The following is a 21,810-nucleotide window of genomic DNA, read 5'->3' as shown; positions in this document are numbered from 1 at the left end:
GCTTTACAGGATTGTCCGTGGGTGTTTCCGTAAATTTTCTAAAAAAAATCACTCGGTTGAAGACTGCAAATAGCTGCAATCGCATCGAGAGTGATCTTGACAACGAGCCGCAATCGACCAACTCTCTGTCAGCAAGCAGTCGCATTTGCGACAAGCGTTGCCAACCAACTGCGAAGCGTATCGCCCCTTAAATTAGAGGGTCAAGGCGAGTATTTCATTCGCAACCATAACCTACTGTGTTATTGGTTATTGCATACTGACTGTTGTACTTCGTTTTGGTCCATTTCGTCTAACCCTATACCACGTCGTTTTTTTGTATGGCTAAAAGCACGGGCAAAAGTTTGGTGATTGTCGAATCACCAGCCAAAGCACGCACGATCTCGAAATACTTGGGCAAAGGCTACCAAGTCGAAGCAAGTATTGGGCATATCCGGGACCTCCCCGGGGGTGCGAAAGAGATGCCGGAAAAATACAAAAAAGAACCTTGGGCCTATCTCGGGGTGAATACGGAAAACGACTTTGAGCCGATCTATATCGTTCCGGACGACAAGAAAAAGCAGGTCAGCAAGCTCAAAGCCGCTTTAAAAGATGCCGACAGCCTCTATCTCGCGACGGACGAAGACCGCGAAGGAGAAGCGATCAGTTGGCATTTACACGAGATCTTGAAGCCGAAAGTACCGGTTCATCGACTCGTTTTCCATGAAATCACCAAGGATGCGATTCAAAACGCGATTGAAAACCCTCGCGAAATCGACGGCGGGCTGGTCGACGCCCAAGAAACCCGCCGCATCCTCGACCGACTCTACGGCTACGACGTTTCGCAGTTGCTGTGGAAGAAAGTGGGGCGTGGATTGAGTGCCGGGCGAGTCCAGAGTGTCGCGGTGCGGTTGATCGTTCAACGCGAACGCGAGCGGATTGCGTTTGTCGACTCGACTTACTGGGATCTCGAAGCGGTCTTTGATACGAGGAACAAGGACTCGTTTTCGGCGACGTTGGCTTCGCTTGATGGCCGTAAAATCCCATCGGGGAAAGATTTTGATTCCGAAAACGGAAAATTGAAAAATCCCGACCTGCTGCAAATGACCGAAGCCGAAGCGAACGCATTGGCTGAGCGACTTCGCGGCGCGGAATTCAAGGTCACCAAAGTCGAAGTCAAACCGTTCACCGAGCGTCCCAAGGCTCCGTTTACCACCAGTACGCTGCAGCAGGAAGCGAACCGCAAAATGGGCTTTACCGCTCGGCGGACGATGCAAGCGGCTCAGCGGTTGTATGAAAACGGTTACATCACTTACATGCGTACCGACTCGACTACGCTTAGCAAAGAAGCGCTCGATGCATCACGCAATTTGGTGCGCAGCGAGTATGGCGATTCGTTCTTGCACCCGAGTGTCCGCGTGTACGCCAACAAGGTCAAAAACGCTCAAGAGGCTCACGAAGCGATTCGTCCCGCAGGCACCCCGTTCCGTTTGCCCGAGGCGGTTCGCGGTGAACTCGATTCGGACCAATTCCGCATCTTCGAATTGATTTGGAAGCGTACGATCGCGTGCCAGATGGCCGACGCCAAGAAGCAACGTATCGGCGTGACGATCGAAGGCGGCGGCGCGACGTTCACGGCTAGTGGAACGAGCATCTTGTTCGAAGGCTTTTTGCGTGCGTACGTCGAGGGCAGCGATGATCCCGAAGCCGAATTGGCAAACAAAGAACGGTTGCTGCCGGCGATGTCTGAACAGGATCCGCTTGACGCAAAGCAGTTGGATCCCAAGGGACACACCACTCAGCCGCCTGCTCGTTTCAGCGAAGCCTCGCTGACGCGAACGCTTGAAGAGAAGGGGATCGGGCGTCCGAGTACGTTTGCTTCGATCATCGATACGATTCAAAAACGTGATTACGTCTACAAAAAGGGGAACGCGCTAGTCCCAAGTTGGACTGCATTTAGCGTGATTCGCCTATTGGAAACGCATCTCGGGCCGTTGGTGGATTACGAGTTCACCGCCCAGATGGAAGACTTTCTCGACACCATTAGCCGCAAAGAAGCGGAGCGTCTCGAGTATCTCAAGCGATTCTATTTTGGGGACGCCGACAGCACTCTTGTCGACGACCATAGCTCGATCGGTTTGAAGAAGCGATTGGAAGCGAAGGTCGAAGAAATCGACCCTCGCGTCACGGCAATGTTCTCGATGGGAACGCCGACCGAAGGTGAGTTTCGCGAGGAGGTCTTTGTGCGAGTCGGCAAGTACGGCCCGTTCATTGAACAAGGGGAGCGACGCGGCTCGATTCCCGATGGCTTGGCGCCCGATGAAATCAACCTTGCCAAAGCGTTGGAGTTGATCGAGCAGAGCCAGGTCGAAGACGAACCGATTGGGATCCACCCCGAAACGGGCAAGCCGATTTACGTCAAAGTGGGCCGCTTTGGCGCCTACATCCAACTCGGCGAAAACGACGACGAGGAAAAACGTAACCAATCGCTACTCAAGGGCATGGAGGTCAGCGACTTGACCTTGGAAATGGCCTGCCAATTGTTGACGCTACCGCGAACGCTCGGCAATAACCCTGAAAATGGTGAGCCGATTCAAGCGTTTGATGGCCGCTATGGACCGTACATCAAGTGCGAAAAGGACACTCGCTCGTTGCCCGCCGGCGTTTCGCCGTTGGAGGTCACGCTCGAGGAAGCGATCACGCTTTTGAAGCAACCCAAAACGCGCGGCCGTGCGGCGCCCAAGGAACCGATCAAGAAATTTGAAAAGCCATCTCCGATTACCGAGGGCGAAGTCAAAATTCTGGAAGGTCGATTTGGGCCTTATGTCACCGACGGCGAAACGAACGCCTCGCTGAGAAAGGGCATGGACGCGGCCGAGATGACGTTCGAAGCGGCGCTTGATTTGTTGGCCGAACGGGCTGCGAAGGGGCCGACGAAGAAGAAAAAGAAGAAAGCCACCAAGAAAAAAGGAGCGGCTCCGAAAAAGAAAGCCGCCAAGAAAAAGACCGCGAAAAAGAAAACTGCGAAAAAGAAGGCCGCCAAGAAGGCAACCGCCAAGAAAAAAGGCGTTGCCAAGAACGAGTCTTAATGCCATCCCGAGCGGGCCGCATGGTTCGCTCGTCCGGGTTGCATCGCCAAAACGTAGGGCGTGTTTTGCCGCCGCCATCAAACCGTGATTTGAAATCAACAGCGGTATCGCTTTCACGTGCATTGCACGCTAAAATCCAACCCTTCGAACTTAAATCGACACCCAACCACACTTTCCGATTCCTGGAGTAACCCCGAATGCCATCTGGTATTGAACGCGTCCGTGAGATCCGTCGTCTTCGCAAACGTCGCAAAAAGACCCGTAATTTGATCGAACGAGCAAAGAAGGGCACGATGGAAAAAGCGGAAGTGATTCGAAAACTTCGCCGTATGACTCCCGGCGCTGACGTGATCATCGAGCGCGAAGGCTTGAAGGCTTAATTGCCCGCCTGCTCTCAAATTTCTGAGAGTGACGCGATAAATCGTTAAGACCAAAGTCCCGGGGGACTTCGGCGGGCTTTTGGTTTGACCATCCCGTCGCGATCACCCCCTTGCCGGTCATTTCTTCTTAAGCACGACGGGCAATCTTGCCTGTCAATCGAAATCGGTAGCACTTCGAGTGCTTCCCGATTCGCTCAGGGCCCGATCTCGCTAAACGATCGTTGCTTAGGAATCGTTGCTTAGGATAGGTGAGCCTATAGCTCGTTGCGTGATTCGGGGATTCATTCCCGGCATGCCGGGTTTCAAGCGGGGTAACCTACCGTCGGCCTAGCCCGGCGACGCTGCTTGGCGAGTCCAATCGCTTAGGCCCATTTCCATTGCGATCCGACTAGCTGACAACGATCCCGCCCGCAGGCAACGCGTGTGCTGATTCCGATCGGCCCCCCGCATCTCGTTGGCGGGACTGTCCTCGCACACTCCCGTGCCAGAAAACCCGCATTGGAGAATACTGCCCGGTGGAGCGGTCGAGAGCATCGGAGCGGTCGAGAGCATCGCTGAGAGCTTGGAATCGAGGCGGTAACAGGAGGCCTGAGGAGCCAACGGTTGCTACCATCGAAGCAGTGCGGTGCCCCAGGCGAGTCCCGCGCCAAACCCGCACAGCAGCACCAGATCGCCGCGATTGATTCGCCCCGCTTGGACCGCTTCGTCCAAGGCTAGCGGGATACTGGCGGCAGACGTATTGCCATAGCGGTCGAGGTTGACGAACACGTCGCGCGGCGCGATGTCGAGGTCGGCAACGGCCGAATCGATAATGCGTTGGTTCGCTTGGTGAAGTACCACAAGTGCCAATTGATCGGCCGCGATGCCAGCGTCATCGAGGACCTGTTTTGCACTTTCGTCGAACAAGCGAACCGCCCATTTGAACACCCCTCGCCCATCCATCGTTAAGTAATGAGCCCCTTCGGCGTAGGCTTCCGGGGTCAATGCTCGACGCGTGCCCCCCGCTTGAATGCTAAGCATGGTGCCGCCGCACCCTTCGCTGCCAAGTTGATATGACAAAATCCCTTGCTCATGAAAGGATTCAGCTGTGGGGGCACCTTCATCACTCTCGGCGCAGTCCGCTGGTGTCAAAATCACCGCTCCCGCTCCATCGCCGAACAAGGGATAGGTTTTTACATCCGTCGGATCGACCGTTCGGCTCATCAAATCGGCACCGATCACCAATGCACAGCGACTGTTGCCTGCCGCCACAAACTGGCTGGCCGTAATCATCCCGTACATGAATCCCGCGCAGGCGGCGTTAACGTCCATGGCCGGGGCGACCGAACCGAGCATCCGTTGCACTTGGCATGCGGTCGAAGGTGTGGGGTAGTCGGGGGTCATGGTGGCAACGATGATCAAGTCGACGTCGCTGGGATCCAAATTCGCCGATCGCAAGCAACGCAGGGCCGCCTGATAGCAAAAATCGCTGGTCGCTTGGTCGTCTGCGGCGCGGCGACGCTGCTTAATCCCGGTCCGCCGCACAATCCATTCGCTGTCACAGCCCAGTGCCGCCAAGTCCTCGTTGGTGACGATTTCATCAGGGACATACGAGCCGGTGGCGGCGACGCGAACGCCCGCAACTTTACCCATCCGTCCCCTCGTTTTTAAATTGCCACCCGGCTCGACTTCCGACTGAGTTTTTTTCGCAAATCGATCCTGCGAATCGTTTTGAACCGGGGAGGAAGCTTCCGTATCGTTCGCATGACGGTGGGACGAGTTCGACTGGGGCATTTGCAGTTAGTTGGAAAAGAGAACGATCGCAGAAAGGTTCGCGAGTGCAGTAAGATAAAGGACTCAATCATCCGCAAGACGATAGCCATCATTTGCTGAAATGATGGGCTAACTATAACTTTTTGATCGCTGTGGCGTTAGGCGTATCTGAGGCTTGGGCGATGATCACTCAAGATGAGGAACCGACGCGTTATCGCATGAAATACTGGCGATTTTACCCCCGATGGAATTTGCTCATTCCCTCGCAGATTGTGGAAAAGAATCGCTCGCATCACGGATGTGTCACGATGCTAACGTTATGTTTGTACACTTTCGACGCCGAAATGGCCGGCTCGCAATCCAACCTCCAAAATCAGATAACGACGTGATCTCCCCCCGCGAAAAAAACGATCCGCCCCCTCCACAAAGGGTTTTTGCGATCGTGGCATTCGCGATTGCGATGGGAGTGATTGGGATGGTCGGGTTTCGATGGAACGCACGAGATCCGATTTTTCGCGTCCGCGGGTTTTCGATGGCTCCGACATTTTACGGTGACCACCGCACCGTGAGTTGCCCCGATTGCGAGAGCGAAACGAAGATTTCCGAATTGAGGTTGGCGGCGCAGGCAACGCCCGCGCGCTCGATCAAGTGTTGGCACTGTGGCCACGAAATCGAGCTCAGCCGGGATCCGAACTTGGTCAACCACGAACCCGGAGATCTGATCCAAGTCACCGCAACGTCATCCTTGGCGATCGGTGATGTCGTGGCTGTGAACATCGACGGACGTATGCGGGTCAAGCGCATTCTCGGCTTGCCGGGGGATCGCGTCGCGGTGGATCAGCGACGTTTGCTCGTCAACGGCAGTCGACTCGAAGCGATTCTCGAGGCAACGAACTTCCCATCCGCGGCTCCGTTGATCGATGTCGACGTCGATCGACGGCGAACGGAATCACGCTGGTCCCCCGCTGCGGACGCGTCCAACTGGGCGCGAAGCAAGGGGCATTGGACATCCCGTGCAAACGACGGCGTTGTCGATTGGCTCGTTTATCACCATCAAGCGGTCCATCAACATTCGCGGCCAAGTGCGATCTACGACGACTACCCCTGTAACGTCGACGTGATCCGCCAACTCGACCCGGTCGACCAGCTTGCGATTGCCGTTACCCTTGCGTCGGCTGCGCGGGTCGAAGTCGCTTTCTTTACTGACGCGGGGATCCGCGTGGCAATACAGACACTCGCTGCAAACGAATCGAGGACGATCCGAATCGTCGACGCGGCGGGATTGGTTCCGTTGGACGCGATCGCCCCTGCCGTCCTCACCGCCCAAACGCCGATTGCGATTCGAGTGCACGACATTCCGGCACGGACGGGGGATGTTGTCGAGGGGATTCAGCTGAGAGCGTTGATCGTCCAGCGGTCGGTCGAGTATCGTTTGCGGCAGCGGGATTCCGGAGCGAACTATCCGCGGCAACTCGGAGCTAACGAGTGTTTTGTTGTCGGTGACAATGTGCCCATTTCGGTCGATAGTCGTGAGTTTGGTCCAGTGCCGATTGACGATATCGTGGGGGTGGTGAGCCGTGCATCCCCGGACACGCATCCTTGGATCTACCGGGATTGACCTCATGACCTCGTGACCGCTTGGCACGGAACCTGCAACCCTAGGGCGAGGGATTGCAATTCGGTGCCAAAATGGCGGGGGATGGTCGACCGGAGTTGGACGCGAAGAGGGACGTCGCGGAGTGATTGAAGCGCTTGCGATGCCCAATTGACGAAAAAAATCCCCGCATACCGCATAACAGGTTTATAAAAACAATGTTTTTTCGGCTGCTCGCTGCGTTCATTCTGATTCCGATTGTCGAGCTCTATTTGATGCTTGCGTTGGCCGATGCGACCAGCGTGTTGGTGGCTTTGGCCATTGTCATCGGTACCGGGATTCTCGGTTCGTATCTGGCTCGACGAGAAGGCGCCATCGCGTGGTTTCGTTTCCAATCGGCGTTGTCCGAAGGACGCATGCCAAGCCGTGAAATCCAAGACGGATTGATGATCGTGTTCGCGGCCGCGATGTTGTTGACGCCTGGACTTTTGACCGATGGGGTAGGGTTCATGATGTTGGTCCCCGCAGGCCGAGACCTGATTCGCCGTTTTGTGCTCAGTCGCTTCATCGGTTCGATGAACGTCCAGGTATTCCATGCTGGTGGCACTGACGAGATGCCTCCCAGTCCGGCCGACTCGAGTTCGCCGCACTATGTCCAAAGCGAGCGAGGCAGCTCAAAGACGATTGACGCCACGTCGTTTCATAAAACGCAATGATGATCGTAGCTTCTCATCGCGAGGGAGCCGAGCTTCACAACACCACAATCACAATCATTTGCGATGCAGCAGCCCATTACTGGATTCCACACCGACGACCAATCTCATTGGGTGGCAGAATTAGCCTGTGGCCACAACCAACATGTCCGCCACGATCCACCGCTGGTCAGTCGATTGTGGGTCACGACCGCCGAGGGGCGTGATTCACGATTGGGCATGTTGCTAACGTGCAAAAAGTGCGACGAAGGAGCCCCACCGGACGTCTCGCACCCGACCGTGCTGGGGTGAACCCAGTGGACGGGGGAGGTGTCCCGCTCGCTAGCCGATTTGGCTCGAGGATGATCCAATGAGGGTTGGGGGGATCGTCTTTCCTTAATCCTTCGCCGTTTCCCAATTCTCATTTGCTCGGTCACATGAGGATTGAATTCAATCCATGGCGAGCTCCATTCCTACTAACCTTGAAGATCTAGAAACGTTGATCGATCACAACCCCTCGGTGCTCGCGAGCGTCCAGTCGATTCACGCGGCCGAAAAGCGGATTCGCGCGATCGTTCGCCGGACGCCGTTGTTGCCGAGCACGCGTTTGTCGCTTGCCTTTGATGCCAACGTGTTGCTCAAGCGAGAGGATTTGCAGGACGTACGCAGCTACAAGATTCGGGGGGCGTACAACCGCATGACGCAATTGACCGAAGCCCAGCGGGCGGCCGGTGTGGTGTGTGCGAGCGCAGGCAATCACGCGCAAGGCTTCGCGTACGCCTGCAATGCAATGCAGATCCAAGGGCGAATTTATATGCCGATGGTGACGCCCAAGCAAAAGGTCGACAAGGTTCGTTTGTTCGGGAAAGCATATGTTGAGGTCATCCTCGTTGGCGACACCTTTGATGATGCGGCTGCCGAAGCTCACAAGGCGACCTCCGAAGGGCTGACCTACGTGCCTCCCTTTGACGATCCCGGGATCATCGCAGGTCAAGGGACCGTGGGGCTCGAAATCCTCGAAGACCACCCCGACCCGATCGATTTTGTTTTGGTCGCAGTCGGCGGTGGGGGGCTGATCTCGGGATTGGGAAGTTATTTTCACCAATGCTCGCCGTCGACGAAGGTGATCGGCGTCGAGCCGTCGGGGGCGCCGGCCATGTATGAAAGCTTGAAACAGGGCAAGGTGGTCACGCTCGACAGCATTGATAATTTTGTTGATGGAGCGGCCGTCAAACGCGTTGGCGATCTGAACTTCGCGATTGCCCAGCAAGTGATTCACAAGATGTTGCTCGTGCCCGAAGGCAAAGTTTGTAGCGAGATGCTGCGGCTCTATAACGATGAAGGCTTGGTCGTCGAACCAGCCGGTGCGCTGGCGATCGCCGCACTCGAGCAAATCAAAGCCGAGATCAAAGGTAAAACGGTCGTCTGTATCGTCAGCGGCAGTAACAACGATATTAATCGCACCGAAGAAATTCGCGACCGCGCCTTATTGTACGAAGGACTTCAGCACTATTTTGTGATCAAATTTCCGCAGCGAGCCGGTGCGCTACGCGATTTTTTGAACAACGTGCTGGGGCCGACCGACGACATCACTCACTTCGAGTACACCAAGAAGCACAACCGTGAAACCGGTCCGGCGCTGGTGGGCATCCAAATCGCCAAGGCGGAAGACTACGATGCGTTGATCGCACGGATGAACGCCAGCCACATCGAATACCAAATCATTAACGAACAACGCATGCTGTTCGAATTGCTGGTTTAGAGTCATTTGAAAAATGACGTGGGATTCAAGCCGTAGCTACGTTTGCCAAAACGTGGTCTGCCGTCTGGCGACGTTCGTTACAGGGAAATTAAAAATGCTCTAGGAATAAGAGCACCCCTTGGCGTGGTGCATGTCGCCAAGGGCTTGGGGCGACCGGGAAGGGAGCGGAACTCGGCATGAGTTTCGCGACGCCATTGCGTTTCTACAGGCTCAACTCGGTCGTACTATTTCGATTTTGCCAGAGATAGAGAATCCGCAGCGCTACCGGAGGATGAATGCCATCCTGGTGCCCCGGAGTGCGAAACAGTGACTTTTCGGGGGCAGCTAACATCAGCTGAACCAAACGTTCGGTTTGACGCTCGTTCAAGCGAACGTCCTGTGGGTCGTCAAGAATCGATTCCCATTCCAGGCGATCGATTTGGTTAAGTTGCCTCGCTTGTTGCTCTAACCGTTCTTTCAAATCTCCCTCATCGCGATCACTTTCCCTGAGGTAATTAATGAAACCTGAAAGGGAAGCTTTGCGATTTGCTTGGGTCCGGTTTTTTAATTCGCGAGTGACCGTATCAAACAATTCGGGTTCAGCGGCATGCCCGTAGGGGATCGATTTTTCTACCGCGGCGGCTACTTCCGCTGGGCTCAAAAGTTCGTTGTCAACGTGCATCGCCATGACTTCTAATTCGATCGAACATCGCATCTCTTCGTCTAAGCCGATCTTTAGCAAACTGCTGATGAACGACTCGATCCCTTGCACCTGTGACCCAAAATCGTCACAGAGGTGCTCGATCGCGCGACCGTGCCGCATCGTGGGGATGCCACTTACAAACCAAAAAGCAGAGCTGGTCGCCGAGACGATGATCAATCCGAGGTAGCCCTGCGCGTCGGTCAACTGGACCACAAAGACGCCAAGCAGCGCACCGAGTAACAACGTCAAAAGCCGAAACCGCTGGTCCGCCAAATAGAAGCGATAGTAGTGACCAAGTTCGTGCCCCATGATCGCTTGCACCTCGTCGCCGCGAAGTTTGTGGAGCACTTGGCGATGGAGGTAGATTCCGTTGAGTCGACCAAACAATCGGCCCAATCGGACCGCACCGGCGTTGAGTGATTTGTCGTTGGTCACGTAGACGGGCAATCGTTCGTCAGGCAACTTCAGCCGTTGCAGCGTTTCGCGATAAAGTGTTTGCAGCTTGTATTTGTCGAGATCACCAAAGCGGGTTGAATCCTTGATGTCTTCGAGCCGCTTTTTGCGTTGCCCCCAAGTTCTCAGCAACTCCATCGCGAACGGACCCACGATGATAAGGCACGCGGTGACCGAGACAATCGGTGCAAAGAAGACTTGGTCCCAACGAATGAAGGCGAGCAGTCCGACGATGGCGATCACTCGCATCGCGACCCACACCGCGGTGTATTGGTTTGCTCGACGCAGCTGGCCGAGCAATGCGTCGCGTTTAGGTACCGCTTGCCGATTCATGTCAAAAGGCCACGTCGATCAGAGTTGTCAAGAATCCGCCACTCGGTTTGCCGCGTGTCTGGTAATAGATGTCACCGGGGCCGCTATAGTGGTTGATCAAACCTTCGCCAGACATCAGCGAATCCTTTAATGAGTCCGACGCTTTGACGAGGCGATATTGGACGGTGTCGGAAAACGCGACCATGAACCGATTGTCAACGAGCAAGGTTTCGTTCGCAGAAAGCCTGTGATGCACAATCGCACCGTAGGAATGGCAGAACACGGTTCCATGCCCAGTCGCGTGCATCAAGAACAAACCTTTTTTGCTCATCATGCCCTTCAACCCACCGTACTTGACCCGCACATTGGTCGAGCCGACGTTGGCTAAGTACGAACCACGGGTCAGAAAATAGCCTGTATCAGGTTGCAAATCCAAGGCCACGATGTCGCCGTAGCTTTCCGGTGCTAGTACGACGGTTTGCTCGTCCGACTTGGCACGGAACTCCGCGGTAAAGAAACTCTCGCCGCCAAGCATGCTTTTGAAACCGCCCAACCACGAGCTGCGGCCGCGTGGCGATGGCGATGACGATGCGATTGCTCGTTCACCCGCGGGGGAACTCAACGCCGCGGGAGACTCTAAGCGTCCGGCATGCGCTGAAATCACGATCCCCGCGGTCATCGTCAACATGCTATTGGGTTGTGCGACGACGTATTCGTCCTGCGACAACGAGAACTCGAGCGTCGAACAAACCGGGGCGTGCTTTACACAAAATTCCATGGGCTTTGGAGGAGCGATCTGAACGCTCGTGTTTCAGAGGCTTCAACAAAAAATTGGAAAAGACGAACCGCCTGCGTTTCGAATCAGGGAAATCAAAAGTCGTCTGCCGCGCCGGTCGCGTACTTGTTACGAAGCAAGTAGCCGCCCAGCGAGATCAAACCCAGGATCCCTAGAAAGATGAACAACGCGACCATCCGCGAAACACCGAAAACATCCGAGATGCCGGTGATGCAGATGTCATAGATCACAATTCGGATGAACCAACCGACCATGCCGCCAAGCCCGCCACCGCGACGCCCCAACAGTAGCGAGGAATTCAAAGAAAGCATTTCGTAGTCCCGGTGAAAATTCGAAAAGTGGCGGATGAAGCTTCCGAGCGAAAGCTTATCGTGAACGCGTGTAAGACTCAATAAATCCTCGTCAACAAAAGCGATTCTTTGTTCAATCGCCGAGCGAGTTGGGGATCAAGGTAGATGGAATCGGCTCCTGCGTCAATGTTCTGGGCCATCATGATGTGACCCTTCCAGAGCGTCGCTTCGGCGGTGCCTCGCCGTTCACCGATCCCCCGAGTCGTCCTCGTTCGGACGCGCTTACGGTGCCCACTAGGTCGAGAGCGAAGGGGCCGTGGAGATCACTTCTTCTTCTTTTTCTTTTTGGTGTGGGGTTTCTTTTCATTCGTACCCCGCTTGGTGATCGAGATCACGTCGGATCCGGAGAGCATGATGCGGCGGCCATCTTCGGTCTTGATCGCCAATTGTTGTGACAAAATGTCTTGCCCCAGTACCATCGCACTTCCGTCACGGGTCAAAATCTGACTTCCGATTGGCGGCAATTCGGCAGCCAACTCCTCGTAAGTATCGAACTCGTAACGCAGGCAACATTTCAAGCGACCACAGCGTCCCGAGATCTTGGTGGGGTCCAATGTCGCTTTCTGTAACTTGGCCATCCGCATCGAAACCGGAGGCATTTTGCTGAGATGGTTGGCACAACAAATCGGTTGCCCACAGTCACCGTAATCGGCCAACAACTTTGCCTCGTCGCGAACCCCAATCTGACGCATTTCGATCCGCGTTTGAAAATGACTGGCTAAGTCTCGAACCAGTTGTCGAAAGTCGATCCGTTGCTCGGCCAAGTAATAGACGACCATCCGTTCGCCGCCAAGAATACGCTCGGCATCGACGACGTCCATTTGCAAATTCAACTTCGAGGCGAGCGTTTGGCATGCGGCAATGTCCTCGCGTGCCTTCGATTCGAGGTGTTTCCATTGGTTTTGATCGTCCGCCGTCAGGGCGCGCACGATCGAACCTTCGGTTGGCTCTTCAATATGGTCGACCGCTGCCGGAGTCGCTTCGCAAAGCACCGTGCCAATCTCGGTCCCGCGCGACGTACGCACGACGACTTGATCACCGTAGCGAAACGGTTGTTTGGCCGCCATCACGCCCAGTATTCGCATCGAACCGCAACGGACGACGTATTCAAGCCGCCCTGGGGTTTCTGGTTTCGCGGTGGCGGTCTCTGGGGGAGCGTTTGACATGGTGTTTAAGGGCTTGATTCGGTGGGCGATTATTCTGGGGAGGGGGGGCAGACGGAGGGAGGAGGCAAGTGGTTGAGTCGCAGCCAAGGCCCTGCCCTCGTGACCGCCCTAGCACGATCCGCCCCGCGGTCGCTCGCCTCTTACCTTCCTGCAGGGCCGGACGCCGGGGAGTAAATGACGAGGTTTGGATAAGTGTTTAAGGACGCCCGCTCTATCGACAATCATATCTACTTTGAGCGATAGGGCGCGCGTGCCAGCAGCGGAAAGGCAGAAAACCGAGCGAAAGAGCGAGTCACCCATGCCGATACGCTACCAAACCACCTTCGACGACAACAAGGGAGTCACGTAGGCTGCTAGCGGCCGATCCCCTTATTGAGATTCGGTGATCCAAAGCGGCCCGGCAGACGCCGAACCGCGGATCCAATATCGCCCGTCAGTCGAAGATTTTTCCCACGCTGTCCGAGACGTCACGTCGTCAGGGGGAATGGGGATGCGATAAGGGCTACTCCTTTGCTGGTTCTTCCGCAGCGGCCTTCTCAGCAGCGGCTTTCTCGGCAGCGGCTTTCTCGGCAGCGGCTTTCTCGGCAGCGGCTTTTTCGGCAGCGGCTTTTTCGGCAGCGGCTTTCTCAGCAGCGGCTTTCTCAGCAGCGGCTTTCTCAGCAGCGGCTTTCTCAGCAGCGGCTTTCTCAGCAGCCATCTTCTCCGCCGCGGCCTTTTTAGCAGCAGCTGCTTTCTCCGCGGCCATCTTCTCGGCAGCCGCCTTTTCCGCAGCCGCCTTCTCGGCAGCGGCCTTCTCAGTCGCTGCCATCTTTTCCTTTTCTTCGGCGGTGGGTTCTGGCTTCACTTCCTCTTCAGGTTTGGGGTCGACCACTGGCGGCAATGGCTTGCTCCAGCCCTCGGATTCTTTGACCGCCACGACACCGTCTTTGCGAGTGCCCACCAGCAACGTTTTGTCGTCATGGAAGCACAGCGCCCATACGCCGCTCTTCACGGGGGTGACATCCGAACCGACGTCGTACGTTTCGTTAAGCATCGGAAAGTAGAGTTTGCCGCCCAGTTCCGCCGCCGCTACTTTTCCGGTCTTGGAGACCACAAATTGGGTGACCCAATCACTGGCACGCGTCATCCGTTCTGGCTTCGCATCGGCTTTGGGCTCACAGCGATACAAGTTGCGATCACCGCTGCCGATCATCAGTTTTCCAGCGGCGTAAGCGACGCTCCAAACGGGGGCATCGCTGACTTTGATTTTGCCAGCCGCTTTCAATTCGGGCCACTCAATCAAATGGACATGCCCGCCCCCGTCGGCGGCGGCAATCTGTTTTCCGTCGCCTGAGAAGCTGATCGCGGTCACAGCTTGACCATCGAGTTCAAGCGACTTGGTGACCTTGTTTTCGCCCCGATCCCAGACCAAGATCTTTCCTGTTTCGTTGCCGGCAACAATGGTTTTATCGTCGGGAGCAAACTGCATCGCTTGGCACCAACGCTCAAGCGCTTTCTCGTGAGTCGTCGGTTGCTTTGACGCGACGTCATAAATTACGAGATTGCCGCGATAATCGACACTCGCGACCACGCTGCCATCGGCAGTCGCATCGACGCACCAAACTGCTGCCGGGTGAGTGTACAAATCGGTCATCGTTTGCGGGGCTGCGATCGTAAACGATTTCACCGAGGCATCGCGAAGCAGCAATCCATCTGCGGTTGCGGCAACATACGTGTCGCCGGTAAGCGGCGCGATCGATGTCACCCAAACCTCAGGGGCGTCTGCTTTTTTGTCGGTTTTGTCTTCGGCATGACCAATGGAAACACCCAAACACAGCAATAAGGTGGTTAGGGAAACCAAATCAACAAATCGTTTGTTCATCGAATCCGCTCTTGATGGGTAGAAAGGTGGCAGGGGTGGGAAAGGAAGGAAGGGGAGGCAGGCCAGGACGCTCATGGAGCGAGTCTCAGTCGGCTTTTTCGGGGACTTTTTCGAGCACGTCCAAGAGCACTTGGTCCGGCTGGATCCCTTCGGCTTGCGCTTCGAAATTCAGCAACACGCGATGTCGCATCGCGGGCAAGTAGACGCGACGGATGTCCTCGAAACTGACGTTATAGCGTCCATCAAGCAAGGCGCGAACTTTCGATGCCAAGGCCAAGGTTTGAGCACCGCGTGGGCTGCTGCCCCAGCGGATGTAGTCGTTGGTCGCTTTGACGCTGTGAGCGCCCTCGGGATGGGTCGCCAATGTCAATCGCACCAGGTAGTCCTGGACGTGCGGTGCAAGAATCACCTCGCGGACAAGCGATTGCCACTTCATGATTTCCGCGCCATCCATCACTTTTTCGATTTCGGTTTTGACACCGCGCGTCGTGCGATCGACGATCTCGTTTAAATCTTCTCGCGAACTGTATCCGACGACCAATTTGAACAGAAAGCGGTCCATCTGCGCTTCCGGCAACGGGTACGTCCCCTCTTGTTCGATCGGGTTTTGGGTCGCCAAAACAAAGAAGGGTTTATCGAGAATGAATCGATGTCCCGCCGCCGTGACGGTTCCTTCTTGCATCGTTTCCAGCATCGCCGATTGGGTTTTGGGAGTCGCCCGGTTGATTTCGTCGGCCAGCAGGATTTGGGTAAAGACGGGTCCCTTTTGGAACTCGAACTTACGATGGCCGTGCTCGTCTTCGTTGATCAAGTTGGTGCCGAGGATGTCCGCTGGCATCAAGTCGGGGGTGAATTGGATACGGTTGAAGTTCAGGTGGAGCACTTCGGCAAGCGTTCTCACGAGCATCGTTTTCCCGAGCCCCGGAACGCCCTCAAGCAAACAGTGGCCACCACAGAGCATGGCGGTCAATACGCCATGCACGATCTCGTCGTGACCAACGATCACACGTCCGATCATCTCACGCACCGAAGCGTATCGCTCCCGAAACTCGTCAGCCTGGCTCTGCATCGACTCGACTGTGGTGCTCATGTTGCGGTTTGCAAAGGGGATTCGAATGGGACCTGCGCTTGGAGCACGATTCTAACGGAATTCCCAGAGGTGTGGGGGATCGCACCAATGCTTTTTGGTCGAGCGGACGAACGCCCAGATCACGCAGGTTACCCGGTGCCTCAGGGCCGTCAAAGCAAAGGCCGTTTCGTAGCCTGATCGCGGGCGATCCGCTTAGCCGTGATCCCGTTTGGGGCGACTCAGTTGAACCAGATTGTTCTCGGGCTTCGTCGCTGGATTCTTAGGGCAATTCCCACACCCAACCGCGTCGGCCGGATCGTCGCTCAAGCACTTGCGGATCGTCGCCACCATCCCACGCAACAACCACAACGCAGCCAGGCAAACAACCGATAGTGCAACCACGGATTGCCAATCGAACACTTTATCGAATACCTCAGAAGAATCGCACGCCGACTTGATACGTGACGAATGCCCCGATGTAGGCGAGCACCGTCATGTAGGAAAAACTAAGCACGGGCCAGAACCATGAATTTGTTTCACGTTTGATTACCAACAAGGTACTGACGCATTGTGCACAAAGGGCGAAGAAGACCATCACCGACAAGGCCACCGGGACCGTAAAGACCGGGCTTCCGTCGGGCCATTTGGATGCGCGAAGGGCTGCCATCAAACTGTCGTCCTCTTCGTCCACCTCCCCACCGAGGCTGTAGATCGTCCCGAGCGTCGCAATGATCACCTCGCGGGCCGGAAAACTTGCAACCGCTCCGACGCCGATGCGCCAATCCCATCCGAGCGGTTTGACGACCGGTTCGATCACGTGACCCACTCGGCCCAAAACACTGTTTTCCAACAATGTCGCACTCAACACGCGATGTTCGGCCCGTAGCGTTTCAAGCGTCGCGGAAATTTCATCCATCCCCGGCTCGGTGACGGCGGACGCTTCACTTTGCTCCGCTTGTGCTGTCGAAACGGGGGCCGCCGACGCTTGGAGCGTTTCCAGGCGTTCGATCTCACGCTCAATTTCAAATTGCCGCGTGTGATCCCCGGGCCAGAAACCGGCGAACCAAATCACGATCGAAGCAGCAAAAATCATTGTCCCCGCACGTACGACAAACGCTTTGCTGGCCTCCCAGACGCGTGCCAGAATCACCCTTGCCGAGGGGACTTTGTATTCGGGGAGCTCCAACACAAACGGGGCGACTTCGCCGCGCAGTAGCGTTCGCTTGAGCAGCCACGCTACCGGGATCGCAACGCCCACGCCGACCAGATACATCGCCATCAGTACCAACGCCTGAGTCGACAATAAACCGCCAACATAACTGGCACTGGGAATGAACGCGCCGATCAACAGCAAATAGACTGGCAAGCGAGCACTGCAGCTCATCAGCGGCGCCACCATGATCGTGGCAAATCGGTCACGACGATTTTCAATCACGCGCGTTGCCATCACCCCCGGCACCGCACAGGCAAACGAACTCATCATCGGCAAGAACGATTTGCCACTGAGCCCGAATAGCGTCATCACGCGATCGACCAAAAACGCGGCTCGCGACATGTAGCCGCAATCCTCTAACAACGCCAAAAAGAAGAACAATAACGCGATCTGAGGCAAAAAGATTAACACGCCACCGACGCCGGCGATCACGCCGTCGACCAACAAACTTTGCAACATCCCCGGGGGCACGATCGATGCGACAAGATCGGAAACGGCCCCGGTGCAAAACTCGATCGCGTCCATCGGATAGGACGAAAACGAATAGATGCACTGAAAGATCAAGAACATCGTTGCAAAGAAGCAAACCAATCCCGCCACTCGATGCGTTAAGATTGCGTCCAACCAATCGGTGGCGTTGCGTGGCTTGGCGAGTTTCGTCGACACCACTTGCTTCAGACTTTGTGCCGCCCAGGAATAGCGTGCGCTGCACTCCATGTCGACCGGATCGCCCACGAGTGTCGCCAACTTTTCACGCGAAGCACTGATCGCGGGCAGCACTGCGGCGCCCAAACGCCGCACCGCTCGCCGTTCCGCTTCTCCGCCGCGATCCAACAGCATCCGCTCAATCAAATATTGGTCTGGCAATACCGATTCCCACGGCGTCCGGCTTGCCAATGAATCGTTTGTGCACGCTCGCGTGATTAACTCGCCACGCAATTCGTTACAGACTTCGTAAAACTCGCTTGGTAGCGGACGGTCACGCTCAATCGTCTTGACAGGCTCCCCGTCGACACGATCCCGTTCGATGCGATCGAGCTCGGCGCGAATCGCTGATTTTAAGGCGTCGATTCCTGTGCGACGTGACGCGCTCGTGCAAACCACGGGCACGCCAAGATTTTTTGATAGTTGATCGACATCGATCGCCAAACCACGCGCCTCTGCGGTGTCGATCATGTTCAACGCGACGATCGTCGGTTTGCCCAACTCGAGCACTTGGCTGACGAGAAACAAATTACGCTGCAGCACCGTGGCGTTGACCACACAGACGATCACGTCGATTGGCGGTTCCGACTCGACATCTCCGGTCAATACTTCGACGGCAACCAATTCGTCGGGCGAACGTGGCGCCAAACTATAGGTGCCCGGAAGATCGACAAGGTCGACCACGCAAGCGTCGTGATCGCTGGCGATGGCGTCGTCGGCCGTTGAACTACCGAGGTCACAACGGCCGATCTTCTTCTCGATCGTCACCCCCGCATAGTTGCCGGTGCGGACATGCATGCCCGCCAAGGCGTTGAAGAGCGTGCTCTTCCCCGTATTCGGGTTGCCAACGAGTGCGACGCGGGATGCGGCTTTCATAGCCGACTTTCCCGAACGGGACGAAGTGCGTTTGGCGGAGCTCGCCATTGGATAAAGTACGCCCTAAAATGGTCGTGCCAGCAACATGGTTGCTGGCAAAAGAAATTTTCGTGTCGAGTGCGATCATCGACTCGAGATCACGAACTACGAGGCAAACGCAGGCTCAGCAATCGGTTCGATAAAGACACGACGCGCTTCGCCGCAACGAACTGCGATTCGACTGCCTTGGACCGAGCACTTTAGCGGATCCCCTAACGGAGCGCTGCGGAGAAACTGTACCGCCTGTCCCGGTACGAAGCCCATCTCACGCAAACGCGAGGCAATGCCATCAAATCCTTCAATCCGGACAATTTGAGCCATTTGGCCGGGTTTCAGCTGATCAAGTGTCGTCACAGGCGGGAGTCCTTTTATTGAGAATCAGTCTCAGTAAGGGTATTTTGGACGTATCGTTCTTCATTGTCAATAGAACGGGGGCGACACGGCGAGGCATTTCTTTGATCTATTAGGTTCGGGGTAGAGTGACGTCAGTTGGCAAAATTGAAGGTCGTCCGCTTGATTTTGCCCCCTCGTGAAGCGAGGGAGAGGACGCAAAATCGTCCCTGGCCTACGTTTTCGCTTCGCGCCCCACTACAACCATCGTTCCATCCACTGGCAATTCCCAGTCGTTCTCTCCCTGCTCTTTATCATTTCCAACCCCTCACGCCACCCATGTCCGAACTCGAGATTATCTTCGAAGACAATCACCTCCTGGTGCTCAACAAGCCCGCTGAATTGATCACGATGGGAGCGGAAACGGGGCCCACGTTGCATATCCAGGCAACCGAATACCTTCGTAAACGCTACAACAAACCGGGCCGCGCCTATCTCGGCATCGTGAGCCGACTCGATTCGATGACCAGCGGCATTATCGTGATGGCGAAAACCAGCAAAGCGGCATCACGATTGACTCCCCAGTTTTCCGGGCAAGGTAAAGATCTCGCCGCGAAGACCTATTTGGCGGTGCTCGAAGGTTGCTTGGATAACGAGTATGGCGAATTGGTCGATCACGTTGCGAAGAACGATGCCGCGCGGCGGATGGAAACGGTTCCGCAGCAACGCGACGGCGCCCAACTGGCTCGGTTGCGCTACGTCTGTCTGGCCGCCACACCGACCGCGTCGCTCGTTGCGGTTCGCCTCTTGACCGGACGCAAGCACCAGATCCGTTTGCAATTCGAGAACCTGGGCTTCCCGGTTTGGGGCGATCGCAAATACGACGCCAAAAATGAATTTGAACCGGGCATCGGACTGCACAGCTGGAAGCTCGAAATCACCCACCCGACGCTGCGTGAACGCATCGGTTGGTCCGCTCCGCTGCCCGAATCATGGCAAAAGTTTGGTAAACTAATTCCTTCACGACGCAACCTAGTGCTCGATAAGGCAAGCGAAGAGAGATTGAGTTCCAGTCGTTAACGTCGTTTCGTTTGACGCCAGATCTCGTTTGACGCCAGATCATTGGACGCCAAGGGGTAAATCGATGAGCAGAGGGAAGAAGAGATCAGGGCACCCGAAGCCATGAGCAAATCAGGTTCGTCGCATTCCCAACGCATCTCACGGCAACTCACGTTGCCGACGAAGATCATTTCCGGCGGACAAACGGGCGTCGATCGAGCCGGTTTGGATGTGGCCATTGCCCTGGGAATTGGGCACGGTGGCTGGTGTCCGGCGGGGCGGTTGTCCGAGGACGGCAGCATTCCAAGTCGCTATGAGTTACAGGAGATGGCATCGAGCGAGTATCCGCCGCGGACCGAGCAAAATGTGATCGACAGCGACGCGACGTTGATCCTATATGAAAAAAAACTTCGTAGCGGCACGCTACTGACGCGGCGCATTTGCGATCGACTTGGCAAGGCATACTTGTTGGTGCGTCTGGAGGTGGACGAGCCCGCTTCGATTGCCGATTGGCTTGCCATCCACCAACCCGCCACGCTCAACATCGCTGGACCGCGGGAAAGCTCCGCTCGTGGCATTTACGATCGCTCGTTTGCTTTCTTGATCAACGTCTTTAATGAACATCCCTGACATCGTTAACCAACTTAAACCACTTGTCGACGCAGGATTGTGCGTGCTGATATGGTTGGTCCAAGTGATCATTTATCCGTCGTTTGAGTTTTGTGATGTCAAACAATTCAAGTATTGGCATTCGCGTTACACTCAGCGGATCTCGTGGTTTGTCGTTCCGTTGATGTTCTGCCAGCTCGGTGTTCATGGTTGGCTCATCGTGCACAACCTCAACGCTCTCTCGCTATTTGCGGCTTCGTTGATTGCGACCGCTTGGATCGCGACGTTTGTCCTGAGTGTTCCCTGCCACCACCGTTTGCAGCGTTCGGGTTATGATGTTGCCACGATTCGTCGACTGGTCAAGACAAACTGGCTTCGCACGGTAGCCTGGACGACCGTGTTCGTGCTGGATCTGTATACTCGAATCTGATTCGTGCTGGCATCATCGGCGTCAACGACGCACCCTCACGCCTACTTCGCCAGACAACACAGATGCGTTTCGTCCATCACGTTGGTCGCGACCACCTTGAACGTTGCGGAATCTTCGAACACAACGATGGTGCCGCCGCGATCGGTTAAGTAGACGTGGCCTCCCGTCGCTGCATCGACACATGACAACAAACCCGATTTTCCTTGGTGGAAATCGATTCGTCTCGCTGCCAAACCAGTTTGCCGTCGATGGTGTAACAGTACAGCCCGCCAGAACCGAAGTGGGCGTAGACCCACTGGGCATCAGTACATCGCGACGCCGAGGCAAATCCATGCGTCGCATGCGTGGGGTCATGAGGTGTGGACGTGGTCGCGATCCGCTGCCACAACATATCCCCCGTGCCGCGATCAAAACACAATAGTTTGAAGCTCAAAAGTGGCAGCCCAGAGTGGCAGCCCAGAGTCGCAGCCCAGAGTGGCTGCCCAGAGTGGCTGCCCAGAGTGGCTGCGGGCGACTCGGCCCGCCCGTTCGGCGCCCATGCGTTCGGCGCCCGTGCGTTCGGCCCGCTCTGTAGTGACCACGAACACACGCTCGCCCCAAACCACGGGCGCCTCA

Annotated in this window: 20 protein-coding genes; 9 read left to right on the top strand and 11 right to left on the bottom strand. The window is 55.9% G+C overall.

Translation table 11 applies throughout. From position 1 onward, the window contains the following. Positions 1–317 precede the first annotated feature (317 nt). Both topA and Pla52o_RS00475 read left to right on the top strand, forming a co-directional pair. Positions 318–3,065, top strand: coding sequence for a type I DNA topoisomerase (gene topA, locus Pla52o_RS00480; RefSeq protein WP_146592639.1), 2,748 nt, complete (start codon positions 318–320; stop codon positions 3,063–3,065). A 197-nt stretch (positions 3,066–3,262) separates the two neighbouring features. Continuing rightward, positions 3,263–3,445, top strand: coding sequence for a DUF6800 family protein (locus Pla52o_RS00475; protein WP_146592638.1), 183 nt, complete (start codon positions 3,263–3,265; stop codon positions 3,443–3,445). Between the two features lie 606 nt (positions 3,446–4,051). On the opposite strand, the gene Pla52o_RS00470 is transcribed toward Pla52o_RS00475, so the two are convergent. After that, positions 4,052–5,077 carry a beta-ketoacyl-ACP synthase III gene (locus Pla52o_RS00470; RefSeq protein ID WP_197168918.1) on the bottom strand — a complete coding sequence of 342 codons (1,026 nt, stop codon included), beginning with the start codon at positions 5,075–5,077 and terminating at the stop codon, positions 4,052–4,054. Between the two features lie 562 nt (positions 5,078–5,639). Here Pla52o_RS00470 and Pla52o_RS00465 point away from each other — a divergent pair. From Pla52o_RS00465 to ilvA, 4 genes are all read left to right on the top strand, one after another. Beyond that, on the top strand, positions 5,640–6,815 hold the full coding sequence (locus Pla52o_RS00465; protein ID WP_197168917.1) for a S26 family signal peptidase: 1,176 nt from the start codon (positions 5,640–5,642) through the stop codon (positions 6,813–6,815). A gap of 194 nt (positions 6,816–7,009) precedes the next feature. After that, complete coding sequence (locus tag Pla52o_RS00460; protein ID WP_146592635.1) at positions 7,010–7,507, top strand: FxsA family protein; 498 nt, start codon at positions 7,010–7,012, stop codon at positions 7,505–7,507. Positions 7,508–7,570: 63 nt separating this feature from the next. Then, the gene (locus Pla52o_RS00455) at positions 7,571–7,795 is read left to right on the top strand and encodes a DUF3565 domain-containing protein (protein ID WP_146592634.1); all 225 of its coding nucleotides are present in this window, start codon (positions 7,571–7,573) and stop codon (positions 7,793–7,795) included. Positions 7,796–7,940: 145 nt separating this feature from the next. Then, positions 7,941–9,245 carry a threonine ammonia-lyase gene (ilvA, locus tag Pla52o_RS00450; protein WP_146592633.1) on the top strand — a complete coding sequence of 435 codons (1,305 nt, stop codon included), beginning with the start codon at positions 7,941–7,943 and terminating at the stop codon, positions 9,243–9,245. A 202-nt stretch (positions 9,246–9,447) separates the two neighbouring features. Here the strand turns inward: ilvA and Pla52o_RS00445 are convergent, their stop codons facing one another. The 9 genes from Pla52o_RS00445 to Pla52o_RS00405 form a co-directional block, all read right to left on the bottom strand. Further along, positions 9,448–10,713 carry a M48 family metalloprotease gene (locus Pla52o_RS00445; protein ID WP_146592632.1) on the bottom strand — a complete coding sequence of 422 codons (1,266 nt, stop codon included), beginning with the start codon at positions 10,711–10,713 and terminating at the stop codon, positions 9,448–9,450. Between the two features lies 1 nt (position 10,714). Then, a complete protein-coding gene (locus Pla52o_RS00440; RefSeq protein WP_146592631.1) occupies positions 10,715–11,470 on the bottom strand; it encodes a TIGR00266 family protein in 756 nt (251 codons plus the stop codon). 92 nt (positions 11,471–11,562) lie between these two features. Then, a complete protein-coding gene (locus Pla52o_RS00435; protein WP_146592630.1) occupies positions 11,563–11,799 on the bottom strand; it encodes a hypothetical protein in 237 nt (78 codons plus the stop codon). 302 nt (positions 11,800–12,101) lie between these two features. After that, the gene (locus tag Pla52o_RS00430) at positions 12,102–13,004 is read right to left on the bottom strand and encodes a PSP1 domain-containing protein (protein WP_231611987.1); all 903 of its coding nucleotides are present in this window, start codon (positions 13,002–13,004) and stop codon (positions 12,102–12,104) included. Positions 13,005–13,506: 502 nt separating this feature from the next. Then, a complete protein-coding gene (locus tag Pla52o_RS26560) occupies positions 13,507–14,865 on the bottom strand; it encodes a WD40 repeat domain-containing protein (protein ID WP_197168916.1) in 1,359 nt (452 codons plus the stop codon). Between the two features lie 85 nt (positions 14,866–14,950). Continuing rightward, on the bottom strand, positions 14,951–15,955 hold the full coding sequence (locus tag Pla52o_RS00420; protein WP_146592629.1) for an AAA family ATPase: 1,005 nt from the start codon (positions 15,953–15,955) through the stop codon (positions 14,951–14,953). A 192-nt stretch (positions 15,956–16,147) separates the two neighbouring features. Next, positions 16,148–16,354, bottom strand: coding sequence for a hypothetical protein (locus Pla52o_RS00415; RefSeq protein ID WP_146592628.1), 207 nt, complete (start codon positions 16,352–16,354; stop codon positions 16,148–16,150). A gap of 13 nt (positions 16,355–16,367) precedes the next feature. Continuing rightward, positions 16,368–18,728, bottom strand: coding sequence for a ferrous iron transport protein B (gene feoB, locus Pla52o_RS00410; protein ID WP_146592627.1), 2,361 nt, complete (start codon positions 18,726–18,728; stop codon positions 16,368–16,370). A gap of 144 nt (positions 18,729–18,872) precedes the next feature. Beyond that, positions 18,873–19,121 carry a FeoA family protein gene (locus tag Pla52o_RS00405; protein ID WP_146592626.1) on the bottom strand — a complete coding sequence of 83 codons (249 nt, stop codon included), beginning with the start codon at positions 19,119–19,121 and terminating at the stop codon, positions 18,873–18,875. A gap of 315 nt (positions 19,122–19,436) precedes the next feature. On the opposite strand from Pla52o_RS00405, the gene Pla52o_RS00400 reads away from it, so the two are divergent. From Pla52o_RS00400 to Pla52o_RS00390, 3 genes are all read left to right on the top strand, one after another. Further along, complete coding sequence (locus Pla52o_RS00400) at positions 19,437–20,177, top strand: RluA family pseudouridine synthase (RefSeq protein ID WP_146592625.1); 741 nt, start codon at positions 19,437–19,439, stop codon at positions 20,175–20,177. A gap of 102 nt (positions 20,178–20,279) precedes the next feature. Further along, positions 20,280–20,786 carry a putative molybdenum carrier protein gene (locus Pla52o_RS00395; protein ID WP_146592624.1) on the top strand — a complete coding sequence of 169 codons (507 nt, stop codon included), beginning with the start codon at positions 20,280–20,282 and terminating at the stop codon, positions 20,784–20,786. Next, on the top strand, positions 20,773–21,195 hold the full coding sequence (locus tag Pla52o_RS00390) for a hypothetical protein (protein WP_146592623.1): 423 nt from the start codon (positions 20,773–20,775) through the stop codon (positions 21,193–21,195). Before Pla52o_RS00395 ends, Pla52o_RS00390 begins: the two co-directional genes overlap by 14 nt. A gap of 41 nt (positions 21,196–21,236) precedes the next feature. Here Pla52o_RS00390 and Pla52o_RS26555 read toward each other — a convergent pair whose 3' ends face one another. Then, positions 21,237–21,386 (bottom strand): hypothetical protein, encoded by a 150-nt coding sequence (locus Pla52o_RS26555; protein WP_197168915.1) that lies wholly within the window; start codon positions 21,384–21,386, stop codon positions 21,237–21,239. Positions 21,387–21,810 lie beyond the last annotated feature (424 nt).

This window comes from Novipirellula galeiformis, from assembly GCF_007860095.1.
GTDB classification, from domain to species: Bacteria; Planctomycetota; Planctomycetia; order Pirellulales; family Pirellulaceae; genus Novipirellula; species Novipirellula galeiformis.
The sequence above is the reverse complement of the archived record's forward strand: the minus strand, read 5'-3'. Positions and strand labels throughout refer to the sequence as shown.